The 9,082-nt window shown below is 41.4% G+C and carries 19 protein-coding genes and 1 pseudogene; all 20 read right to left on the bottom strand.

The window, feature by feature from the left end; translation table 11 throughout:
- On the bottom strand, positions 1–317 hold a 317-nt coding region (locus tag A6J84_RS09970), incomplete at its 3' end, for a MazG-like family protein (RefSeq protein WP_193756715.1).
- Positions 314–574 carry a DUF1372 family protein gene (locus tag A6J84_RS09965; protein WP_095725797.1) on the bottom strand — a complete coding sequence of 87 codons (261 nt, stop codon included), beginning with the start codon at positions 572–574 and terminating at the stop codon, positions 314–316. The genes A6J84_RS09965 and A6J84_RS09970, both read right to left, overlap by 4 nt.
- A 106-nt stretch (positions 575–680) precedes the next feature.
- Positions 681–1,163 carry a hypothetical protein gene (locus tag A6J84_RS09960; RefSeq protein WP_227743438.1) on the bottom strand — a complete coding sequence of 161 codons (483 nt, stop codon included), beginning with the start codon at positions 1,161–1,163 and terminating at the stop codon, positions 681–683.
- Positions 1,163–1,987 (bottom strand): DUF1642 domain-containing protein, encoded by an 825-nt coding sequence (locus A6J84_RS09955; protein ID WP_095725795.1) that lies wholly within the window; start codon positions 1,985–1,987, stop codon positions 1,163–1,165. The genes A6J84_RS09960 and A6J84_RS09955 overlap by 1 nt, the downstream gene beginning before the upstream one ends.
- Positions 1,980–2,168, bottom strand: coding sequence for a hypothetical protein (locus A6J84_RS09950; RefSeq protein ID WP_095725794.1), 189 nt, complete (start codon positions 2,166–2,168; stop codon positions 1,980–1,982). Before A6J84_RS09950 ends, A6J84_RS09955 begins: the two co-directional genes overlap by 8 nt.
- Positions 2,140–2,585 (bottom strand): annotated as a pseudogene (locus tag A6J84_RS10345) (RusA family crossover junction endodeoxyribonuclease). Before A6J84_RS10345 ends, A6J84_RS09950 begins: the two are co-directional and overlap by 29 nt.
- Positions 2,563–2,823, bottom strand: a complete 261-nt coding sequence (locus A6J84_RS09940; RefSeq protein ID WP_227743437.1) for a hypothetical protein — start codon at positions 2,821–2,823, stop codon at positions 2,563–2,565. Before A6J84_RS09940 ends, A6J84_RS10345 begins: the two are co-directional and overlap by 23 nt.
- A 75-nt stretch (positions 2,824–2,898) precedes the next feature.
- The gene (locus A6J84_RS09935) at positions 2,899–3,699 is read right to left on the bottom strand and encodes a DNA methyltransferase (protein ID WP_095725791.1); all 801 of its coding nucleotides are present in this window, start codon (positions 3,697–3,699) and stop codon (positions 2,899–2,901) included.
- Positions 3,700–3,708: 9 nt separating this feature from the next.
- A complete protein-coding gene (gene ssb / locus A6J84_RS09930; protein ID WP_095725790.1) occupies positions 3,709–4,131 on the bottom strand; it encodes a single-stranded DNA-binding protein in 423 nt (140 codons plus the stop codon).
- Between the two features lie 86 nt (positions 4,132–4,217).
- Entirely contained in the window at positions 4,218–4,550 is a 333-nt protein-coding gene (locus tag A6J84_RS09925; protein WP_095725789.1) for a hypothetical protein, read from the bottom strand.
- Between the two features lie 2 nt (positions 4,551–4,552).
- Positions 4,553–5,593 (bottom strand): DUF1351 domain-containing protein, encoded by a 1,041-nt coding sequence (locus tag A6J84_RS09920; protein ID WP_095725788.1) that lies wholly within the window; start codon positions 5,591–5,593, stop codon positions 4,553–4,555.
- Between the two features lie 9 nt (positions 5,594–5,602).
- Positions 5,603–6,331: a phage recombination protein Bet gene (gene bet / locus A6J84_RS09915; protein ID WP_095725787.1), complete on the bottom strand. Its 729-nt coding sequence runs from the start codon at positions 6,329–6,331 to the stop codon at positions 5,603–5,605.
- Positions 6,328–6,507: a hypothetical protein gene (locus tag A6J84_RS09910; RefSeq protein ID WP_095725786.1), complete on the bottom strand. Its 180-nt coding sequence runs from the start codon at positions 6,505–6,507 to the stop codon at positions 6,328–6,330. Before A6J84_RS09910 ends, bet begins: the two co-directional genes overlap by 4 nt.
- Positions 6,500–6,838, bottom strand: a complete 339-nt coding sequence (locus A6J84_RS09905) for a hypothetical protein (RefSeq protein WP_095725785.1) — start codon at positions 6,836–6,838, stop codon at positions 6,500–6,502. Before A6J84_RS09905 ends, A6J84_RS09910 begins: the two co-directional genes overlap by 8 nt.
- A gap of 126 nt (positions 6,839–6,964) precedes the next feature.
- Complete coding sequence (locus A6J84_RS10175) at positions 6,965–7,108, bottom strand: hypothetical protein (protein WP_192831372.1); 144 nt, start codon at positions 7,106–7,108, stop codon at positions 6,965–6,967.
- Positions 7,095–7,355: a hypothetical protein gene (locus A6J84_RS09900; RefSeq protein ID WP_095725784.1), complete on the bottom strand. Its 261-nt coding sequence runs from the start codon at positions 7,353–7,355 to the stop codon at positions 7,095–7,097. The genes A6J84_RS10175 and A6J84_RS09900 overlap by 14 nt, the downstream gene beginning before the upstream one ends.
- An 18-nt stretch (positions 7,356–7,373) precedes the next feature.
- The gene (locus A6J84_RS09895) at positions 7,374–7,628 is read right to left on the bottom strand and encodes a hypothetical protein (RefSeq protein ID WP_084856294.1); all 255 of its coding nucleotides are present in this window, start codon (positions 7,626–7,628) and stop codon (positions 7,374–7,376) included.
- Positions 7,629–7,850 (bottom strand): hypothetical protein, encoded by a 222-nt coding sequence (locus A6J84_RS09890; RefSeq protein WP_095726471.1) that lies wholly within the window; start codon positions 7,848–7,850, stop codon positions 7,629–7,631. It abuts the gene before it with no gap.
- Entirely contained in the window at positions 7,850–7,987 is a 138-nt protein-coding gene (locus A6J84_RS10170) for a hypothetical protein (protein WP_095725783.1), read from the bottom strand. Before A6J84_RS10170 ends, A6J84_RS09890 begins: the two co-directional genes overlap by 1 nt.
- Before the next feature lie 232 nt (positions 7,988–8,219).
- On the bottom strand, positions 8,220–9,074 hold the full coding sequence (locus tag A6J84_RS09885; RefSeq protein WP_095725782.1) for an ATP-binding protein: 855 nt from the start codon (positions 9,072–9,074) through the stop codon (positions 8,220–8,222).
- Between the last annotated feature and the right edge of the window lie 8 nt (positions 9,075–9,082).

The following is a 9,082-nucleotide window of genomic DNA, read 5'->3' as shown; positions in this document are numbered from 1 at the left end:
GTCTCATTGTGGCAGACATGAGCATATAGCTTCTGAGCGATATTGCCCAAACTTGAAACCATCAGTAGCAATTCAAGTTCCTGTTGATTGGCTGAAATCTGAGCACCATTCTTGATTTGTTGCTCAAGTCCAATCAATACGACCTGAATATCACCAAGCGCATCGTAAATCAGTTCAGATTTATCCTTTGCGATACCCTCAAACAATTCTCCTGACTCTTCCATGAGCTTCAAGAACTGCTTGACCGGATTTGCTTCATGTAAATTTCTATCAACAAACCATTGTTGAACCTTGTTTTCTAATTCTGTGTTGTTCATAACCTCACCTCATCTCCAACTTTCACCTTGTCATATAAATCTTTCGTTACTACGAAAATGCCGTAATCACGAATGGTAAGCGTGTATAGCTTGCCATGCCGTCCTTTTTCGACGACCTTACCAAATATCTCAGCGCCTTGATTATCAGCTTTATAGACAACCATCGGGCGCTTTTCTTCCAACTCTCGAATCCTGCCCATCTGCCAGATATTTAGCCCAGCTGATGCCAGAATCCATACTACTATGAATCGTTTCAATCTACGACCTCCTCAACTGTGAATTTAATTCGATGACTTCCGACATTGAAGAAATTCTCAATAGCAATTTTCTTATCACTCGAAACAATACTCATTGCACCTTGCATCACTTTTTACCAAACAAAAATTGGTTTTCGTAAAATCGCTTTTCAATTTCATCTAATTTTTGATAAGGCGATATGTAGTTCTGCTCGGCTGCCATCTCTTCTTCAAATTTTTTCTTTTCTTCTTCTGGAGATAATGAATGATTATAAATTTCTGGAAAGTTGAGTTCTTTCAATTTTTCAAGACCTCTCATCATCTCTGCATAAGCATTTCTTTCTTTTGCATGTTTCTTGTAGTTGACAACGCCTGGTTGCTGACTTGCTAAGAATTTAATTTCAGCATTAGAAAGCTTGTACTTGATACACATCTGTGCATCTATCCAAAAAACATCTGCGTCACCTCGATGCCAATTAAAGTCATTTCTCTCTAAATCCAACAACAAGTCAACTACTTCTTGACCTCGTTGGCTTTCTAGCAGTTCATTGCCAACAGGCCTAGTCGCCATAACCTCAGCGATCCATTCTAGCCAAATAGTGTCTTCCATCACTCCACCTCCTCAATCTCAATCCCTGGGCAATCAAATACCCATCCGAAGTTGGCTTCTTCTAGTTCTTTACGGGTGTGGTGTACATAGACATACTCTGTGTCTTTTTTGTCTCCAAAAAACCAAATTTTTGTAGTATTACTTAAATTCAAGAAGCTCTCTCTATCTAGTATGTTTTTCATCTTCACCAAATACCGCTTCTCTTTCTCGACCTCGTAGCCGAATTGGTGCATATTGACGAGGGTTTGAAATGGTTTTGTGCCAGCGGTTAGAAACCACCTTTCAAACTCATTAAGTTTAGCACCGTCAAAAACAGATGGAATATTATAGGCGCATCGATACAAATTCCCTTCAAAACCATCCTTATTCTCTTCATACCAATCCGCCACAAACTGCTTTACTTTGACTTTATTCAATTCTTGCCGAATCTTATCAGCATTTTTCAATCGACTGCCAACCCATTCTCCCTCAACTTTACCTTGCTCGTAACCTTCACGCCATTTTGCACGACTGAAATCTTGCTCAAATTCACCCATGATAGCCTTCAGCCAAACTTCACGGTCATGCAATGGCAATTCTCGCAATCGTGCTAGTATATTCTTGACATAGCGTGGAGCTTCATCTGTTTGACCTGCTTCTGGTTCATCCTTGACATAAATCGCATCGTTTGGAGCAATAATTTGTTCGCCGTAGGCAAGTTTAACAACGCTCTCAACAAACCTGTCATCAAGCGCCTTTAAGCCAACTATCTTTCCTTTTATTAAAACCTCTGTTCCAACGGGGAACAAAATCCGTGGGACATCAATCAATTCCTGCTTATTCATCTTCCAGCTCCTTCAACTGCGCTTTCATTTTCTTTAATTTTTTCTTCAAAAACTCACGATGAGCAGTACGACCTTGTCCGACTCGTCTATCGCACGGCTTCGAATACTCCTCGATTTCCTTTTCCATTTTCTCGATTGACCGCTTCAACCCGTCAATCATTGTTTGTTTGTTGTATTTCATGGTTTATCCTATTCACCTCAACCTCTATCCGTGGATTTAGACTGTAGAACTTGCCTACATCATGTAGAGCTATCTGACCGTCGTCCTGGAATACGATCCCTGACATACTGTCATATAGCGCTTTTTCGTAGTTGTCAATGTCAGGCTTTTTGCCTACTGGAATGATTTCATCCAGGAGGGCTGCTGGTTCTTCTTCGCCTTAGAAATGTACTGAGGAGGTTTGATATAAAATCTAACCTTTGCCCTCAAAGCTCCCTCAAGAATAGGCTTGCCCATGTACTGATTAGCAATGAGCAGCTGGCAATGATTGCGCCAGGCTTTCATCCCCTTATCTTCATAAGTCGTGGTAAAACTCCCACGCCTTGCAAATCTTGGCCGTGATTGAGGCTTAGGCTCAATGTTCAGGGTCAATTTCATCCAAGAGCCCCTTAAATCCTGCCATCTCAAAGAGATTTTCTCTGTTTTCATTTACGAACTCAAAGAATTTCTTAACCTCTTGTAGTGTTTTGATGTTGCTCTTGACTCGTGTCAATGAGGTAAAAAATACATCATTTTTGGGAATTGCCTGAACTTTGCGCTTGTAGACTGGTTCAAAAAGATCACCATTCTCATCTAGTGTGGGTGCGGCGTCTTTGTTATCAAAGCTAATGCTCATATCATAGTTTAGGGTCGTAACGACCTCTATTTTTGTTTCTCAATGATGATAGCAATACGTTCTGTCACATTGGTTTTACTTGCCATGTTCTTTCTCCTGTAAAAATTCATTGTAAACCTTAGTAAAAATCTCTATTACTAGGTTTTTGGGAATGTTTGACCGTTCGTTGTATGACTTAGAGAATTTTCCCCATTCAATTTCTTGCTTGATAATGTCATTTTTAAGACCTAAATCAAGATTACTAGCAAACTTTGTGGGTTTCTGCAAAGGGTAGTCATAATTGTTGTAGCGTGTGAGGTTGAGATGTGGGAGCTTGAAATCCATGACATCCTCAATATATTTCCACAAACGCCCACTTGCTGGGTTCTCTATGATGAAATATTTAGGGTTATACCGCTTGATGATCTCAATGGTATTGAAAGCACAAAGCTCCCCATTGACTCTCTTCATAAATTGACGGTCATACTGATAATTTATATAGGCTTTCTCGTAGTCAGAGGCGTTCCTGATTGTAAACATGCTAGGCTCCCTTTGTGGAGCAAAGAGGCTATCTGAGAGGTCTTCTTGTTTCCAGCAAGCGTTACCCTCGCACATAGCACTAGCATTACTCCAGCTTTCACATGGTGGGCTAGCTATTATCAAATCAGGCTTTGGCAACTTGTCAAGTTTGTCAAAAAGTGTGTTGTCTCCAAACAAGCGCCCATAGTCAGCAAGGTTCAAATTTATAAAATGATCGTTCTTGTTTTCTACATCTATTCCGATTGGATAGATGTCAATGTTCGCCCCCCCCGAACTATTCAGAGCTTTAACGCCTTTTGTATAGCTACCATTCCCACTGTCAAACAATGCCCAAACAGTCATTTTTTTGTCTGACATCAATACCTCCTAAAACGGTAAACCGTCAGCTGGGAGGTCAAATTGGTTAGGATCGGCAAAAGGTGAGTTATTTCCACTTTGGAAACTGTTGCCTTGCCCTTGTCCGTGCTGACTGTTGCGACTCTCTAGCAGAGCTACACTCTCAGCGACTACTTCGGTCACATATCGACGCTGACCGTCTTTCTCGTAAGACCTGACTTGTATGCGTCCAATGATCCCAATAAGTGAGCCCTTGCTGCAATACTGAGCAATGATGTCAGCTGTGCCTCGCCACGCTTGGAAATTGATAAAATCAGCCTCACGGTCTCCGTTCTCATTCTTGAAATTGCGATTGACCGCAAGTGTGCCCTGCAGGCTAGATACATTGTTAGGCGTTTTTCGTAGATCAGGAGGCGCTACAAGCCTCCCAACCAATGTGACATTATTGATCATCCGTTTTGTCCTCTCTAGCGCTACGCTCTCCCAAGAGATAGCCTAAAAACATCCATAGGATAGCCATCCCAATCTCTTTGATAAAATCATTCATTTTCTTTCCTCTCCTTTCCTGGATTGTGCCACCATTTCATCAGCTCATCCTGATTGTCTTTGATATATCGTTCAAATTCCTCAAATTGTAGAATAGCCCATCTTAATCTGTGCATATCCTCTCCAGCTTTTGAGCAAAAGCCACAAATTTTGAATACTGGCTCAAGATTATTGATAATTTCCAAGACTTGTCCATCAAGGTTCCATACATCATCTTGCTCTATCTTGAAATCTAAAATAAACTCATCTCCTAAGTCATGGATGACTTGCAATCTCTTTCCGTCTGAATAGATTGAAATGCTATCTGATACTTTTTTAATCTCCATTTTTACCACCCATTCTGCTCATTGAGCTCCTCCTGTGTCAAAGGTTCAATACGTTGATAACCGCTGACTTGATAGTTTTCCTTAAATTTAAACCCTGCTTGTTCAAGAGTAGCCTTGAAACGGTCTTTTTCGGCTGTATCTACAAAATACACCTCTAAAGTCATTTTTTGGGTATATCGTTTTAGGTCGTTTTCAGCCCCTCTAAGAGAGTTCTGCTCATTTTGAGGGATTTGCTCACTATCCAAAATTTCGCCTGTTTCTGGGTCAAAATTTGGGGTTTCCGTTGATTTTGGAGCCTGTTCTTGCTGTTTGGCTTGTTGAGCTGCTAAAAGTTCCTGATTTTCTCGCTCTGCTCGTTCTTGAGCCTGTCTGGTTTCTTCCTTTTGCTTTTCAAATTCATAGTCAGCTTTTATTTGTTCAAAGACCTCAGCAAGGGTCAAATCTCTTAACATTCTGATGTATGGAGAGTCAGTCATCCCATACTCAGCACAGAGGCCTGAGATAGCTGATTTTGATTTCTCAAGCTCTTGCTGTTTCTGAAATTCAAATGTGACCATGTCATCAAGGCTTTTCATGGTAGCTTTTTTGAGGGTCATCCCATCTGCCATGAAATCACTAGCCTTGATGTACTCTGTAGCCTTTTCATCAAAGGCTCTAGGGTCTATCATGTACTCAGCTGACTTGTTTGAGATGTAAGCCTTAACTGTGTCTAGTCTGACCATTTTTTGATGGTTTTCAAACTCTTTGACATCTACATCAATCTTATTGATGATGTCTTTGAGTGGCTGGATGGCTTTTTTGATGTACTTGTCAAACTCATCAGCAGGCTCAGAAAGTAGTTTCTTGTTTCTGATACGCTCATCAGAGACTTGCTTGTCTAGTTTTCGTAAATTAGCAAGTACTTGCTTGTCATCCTTGATGGTTGCAGCTGTTACCGTGTAATTTTGGTACTTGGCCACAACATCATTGATATTCTGCTCAAATTTCTCACGGTCAATGATTTCAACCTGTGCCTGTGTTACTTTTACCTGTAATTCTTGCATGTTGTCCTCCTAGTATTCTAGTTCACCGTCTAGCAATTCACCCTGTATTGGCTCCTCAGCTTGAGCAGGTTCAGGATCTGCATGATTTGCCTCTTGCTCTTTGTTGAATTGCTCAATCTCAGTCATCTTGCGTGCTACAACATCCTCACGGCTTTCTTGAGGAGTTACATCGATAGGTGCTGCTTGCTCCATTTCCTCGCTAGTGTAGAGTCCGCCTACATCTTCTGAGAATGAATCACGAACCGCTGCAACGATAGCGACTTTTTCAATCATTTGCCCTGGAGCTTTCTGCCACCAGTTCTTGCCAGTGTTATATGCTGACAACTCTACTTCACGATAGACTGGTCTTGTTCGGTCTTTGCGATAGACCTCACACCAGCCACCGATTAGAGTGCTATTTTTTGGCAATATAACGCCTTTTTTGTTTTTCAATTCTCCGCTTGCATCTTCGTAGATGATCCCGCTTTCAAATCCATCATAATTTGGATTTTGTTCGGCTCGTTTCATGAAGGCGTCCTTTGAAACAACGATTTGAGCGGGATTGTTACCGTATTTAATAAAATAAACTTCTTTTGTGAACGGGTTTAAATTACGATTTTTAACAATTGCTAACAATGTCTGCAATTCCTGCGGGCTTGCTTGATGTTTTGGGTCAACGAAATTTCTCAAAGTTGCTCCGTCAAGTTTCTGTAAATCTGTTAAATATGCTCCTTTTGTTTGCGCTAGTTCGTTTGTCATTTCTTTCTTCCTTTCGTTCTCTTTAAATTCCAATTTTCACGCTTCAAGCGTCTGTTTGCGTTTTGCAATTTCAAAATAATATTTTGTTGCTCGTTGATAATTTTCCCAAGTTCTCGGCCAAGATGGATATAGTCAGACCGCCAATTGTCGATTTCTGCGTGTAATTCTTCAATCATGCTCTAACTTCCAATACTTATCTAAATCCACGGCCATGACGATGGACAAGTTCTTCTGCTCGGTCAGAATCTGTCTGCGATACGGTGCTAGACCTGCCTGCCTTTCTTCTTCATTTCGAGGAAGATAGTATCCGTTCGGTTTAAATTTCTTGGCAACTATCGGATGTTTGAAGTTCACTCGCAGGCTTTCAATCACTTGCTCAAGCATACGCTTTGACAGACCTGTTTCTTTTCGGATGTCCAATGCCGTGATAGGCTCTTCAAAACTGGCTCGGTTAATAATCAAATTCAAGACCTCTGTCTCAGTTTTGTTCATTTCTCTACTGATCATGTGTGCTCCTTTCGCTTTTAAACTTCATCACCTACATATCGATACTGACCGCATCCAATATATACGAACTGGCTTGGGTCGAGTTCTTCCCTGGGTTCGGGCGGTTGCATTATGTCTCTGTCGTAATCAAACATGAGCATACACCTTCCCTAGTTCCAGGACTCGCTTCACATATCGAACTTTAGATGTCAAACCGAGATCCAGCAATTCGTTTTTTTCTTCATTGTTGGCCAAAAGCCACACACGGTTTTCAAGTTCAATTCTGTTCATCTTCCTGCTCCACCTCTTCAGCTTTCACTTTGACATCTAGACGTTTCATGGCTTCTTCTACTGACTTGCCGTCCAAGATGTCCTTGAGTACGTGGCTTACATCATGGATTGCTTGAGCCTTCGCCTTGCTTCTTTCAGTCTCTGGCATCAAGCCCATATCTTGTAGAGCTAGAAACGCAAGACTGAAAGCATGCATTTCTTTCTGAAGTTGTTTGATTTTTTTGATTGCTTTTAGTGCTTTAAACATATTGTTCTCCTTTTTCCTTTATTCTCCGACTTTCCAAATTCGACAACGGGATTCCACTCCAGAAGAAGTCTTGTCTTGAAATTCCCAGTCATTGCCATAAACTCCCGCAGCTTCATACGAAGCTGATTTCAAATAAGCAATAGCTTCTTCCTTAGTCTCGAAAACAGTAGCCGAATAATCTTGCTTGCCAATTGGCAAAAAGTCACGTCCAATCATACTGAAATCCTCGTTTCCAGTTTCAGTATTCTTGACATGGATTGATATAATGTACATCTACATTTCTCCTTGCAGTCTAGCCTTGATATCAAAGTTTTCTTTGTACTTGTAGGCAGCAAGCTCCTGCTTCAAATTGTAGTTTTCTTGCTCGAAAGCAAAGCGACGTTTGCGCTCTTCGAGAAGGTCTTCGTTAAGTTCGACTGCGACTACTCTCCAGTCAAGGCTTACTTCATGGATGATTCCCTCAAGACCGAGTTTTAATTTAGTAAGTAATTTAATTAAGCTACCTCTTCCTCTTTGTCGAGCATTTCGTTTGCAATTCCGTTCCAAATATCATAGAAACGATGATTTTTTGGGATAATAATTGGTTCATCTGGTTCTAATTTTCGACCGTAAGCATATACTGTGACTTTCATTTTGACCCCTTTCGTGGTATAATTTCCTTGAATAATTTTGTCATGCGCCTGATTGCCGTCAGGTGCTTTTTATTTGTATGTCGTGTAGACACTTCCATTTGTCGCATAATACGTCAGCTCGTTCATCTTATTTGTGAATCGCTCGTCTGTCGTGATCATCAACCGTTCTTTAAGCAGAGTCGATAGTCCGTAAAATCGGCTCTCGAACTGCTCAATGGCTCGCTTACGTTCCTCAGTAGTCACTTGCTGACAAGGAGCGTCTTGAAGCTGTGTCTTTGCTGAATTTAAAGGCATTCGTCTTCATGTTTCCTTTCGTTATTCTATCTACGAGACTTTGCTCGTAAAGTTCTTTGAGGTGCTTGCCCTCAAAATTAGTTGTGATAATTGTATTCGTCCTGTTCTCAAGTATTTGATACAGGATTTTTTGCATCCAGTTGTTGCCTTGTCTGATTTCATTCCCGACACTCGACTCTTTGCCGAGGTCGTCCAAAACCAAGAAGTCGACACCTTGCAGGAACTTCACGACAGAGCGCTGTTCCCATTTTGAGTCCTTGTATTGAAAAGCCTCTTGCATCCGAGAGAATAACTCCATGGACGGCATATAGACGACCGACTTGCGGACTTGGAGCATTTGAAAGCTCTCGTTTAAGGTCTTAGCTATCCCGACGGCCAGATGGCTCTTGCCAACTCCAGGCGGTCCAGAGATAATCGTATTTCCTTCATATCGCTCTTTCACATAGTCAGCCGTTACACGCTTAGCGAAATTGACTGCTTCAGCATCCTGCTCTGTATGGATTTCAAAATTCCCAACAGTCGCATTTTTCAAATCGTTTGGGATGATGCTCTCTTTCATAAATAGAGAGTAGGATCTTGTATCTCTGATTTGAGCTTCAGCAATGGCTAACTGCTCGCTTGCGTTCTGGTCGATGATCTCTTGAACACATTCAGGACAATAGGTCAGGGTTCTGTGAGTGCAAGGATTGACTGACTGCCACATATAGACCCCTTCATGTTTGGGGCATTGTTGCTTCAACGTCTCAACCTGCAAGGCTCTTTCTTGCAATTCTTTGCTTGATACTACTTGCATGCGCACCC

The sequence above is a fragment of the Streptococcus sp. FDAARGOS_256 genome (genome assembly GCF_002289235.2).
Classification (GTDB): domain Bacteria; phylum Bacillota; class Bacilli; order Lactobacillales; family Streptococcaceae; genus Streptococcus.
This window is presented reverse-complemented; position numbering and strand designations above follow the sequence as displayed.

Coding starts and splice junctions, on each gene's coding strand:
- A6J84_RS09900 (WP_095725784.1), bottom strand. CDS start 7,355: ATGTTTAAAGCACTAAAAGCAATCAAAAAAATCAAACAACTTCAGAAA.
- ssb (WP_095725790.1), bottom strand. CDS start 4,131: ATGATCAATAATGTCACATTGGTTGGGAGGCTTGTAGCGCCTCCTGAT.
- A6J84_RS09950 (WP_095725794.1), bottom strand. CDS start 2,168: ATGAAATACAACAAACAAACAATGATTGACGGGTTGAAGCGGTCAATC.
- A6J84_RS09960 (WP_227743438.1), bottom strand. CDS start 1,163: ATGGAAGACACTATTTGGCTAGAATGGATCGCTGAGGTTATGGCGACT.
- A6J84_RS09910 (WP_095725786.1), bottom strand. CDS start 6,507: ATGATTGAAGAATTACACGCAGAAATCGACAATTGGCGGTCTGACTAT.
- A6J84_RS09935 (WP_095725791.1), bottom strand. CDS start 3,699: ATGTCAGACAAAAAAATGACTGTTTGGGCATTGTTTGACAGTGGGAAT.
- A6J84_RS09905 (WP_095725785.1), bottom strand. CDS start 6,838: ATGATCAGTAGAGAAATGAACAAAACTGAGACAGAGGTCTTGAATTTG.
- A6J84_RS10170 (WP_095725783.1), bottom strand. CDS start 7,987: ATGAAAGTCACAGTATATGCTTACGGTCGAAAATTAGAACCAGATGAA.
- bet (WP_095725787.1), bottom strand. CDS start 6,331: ATGACAAACGAACTAGCGCAAACAAAAGGAGCATATTTAACAGATTTA.
- A6J84_RS09885 (WP_095725782.1), bottom strand. CDS start 9,074: ATGCAAGTAGTATCAAGCAAAGAATTGCAAGAAAGAGCCTTGCAGGTT.
- A6J84_RS09925 (WP_095725789.1), bottom strand. CDS start 4,550: ATGGAGATTAAAAAAGTATCAGATAGCATTTCAATCTATTCAGACGGA.
- A6J84_RS09955 (WP_095725795.1), bottom strand. CDS start 1,987: ATGAATAAGCAGGAATTGATTGATGTCCCACGGATTTTGTTCCCCGTT.
- A6J84_RS09920 (WP_095725788.1), bottom strand. CDS start 5,593: ATGCAAGAATTACAGGTAAAAGTAACACAGGCACAGGTTGAAATCATT.
- A6J84_RS10175 (WP_192831372.1), bottom strand. CDS start 7,108: ATGAACAGAATTGAACTTGAAAACCGTGTGTGGCTTTTGGCCAACAAT.
- A6J84_RS09940 (WP_227743437.1), bottom strand. CDS start 2,823: ATGAGCATTAGCTTTGATAACAAAGACGCCGCACCCACACTAGATGAG.
- A6J84_RS09895 (WP_084856294.1), bottom strand. CDS start 7,628: ATGTACATTATATCAATCCATGTCAAGAATACTGAAACTGGAAACGAG.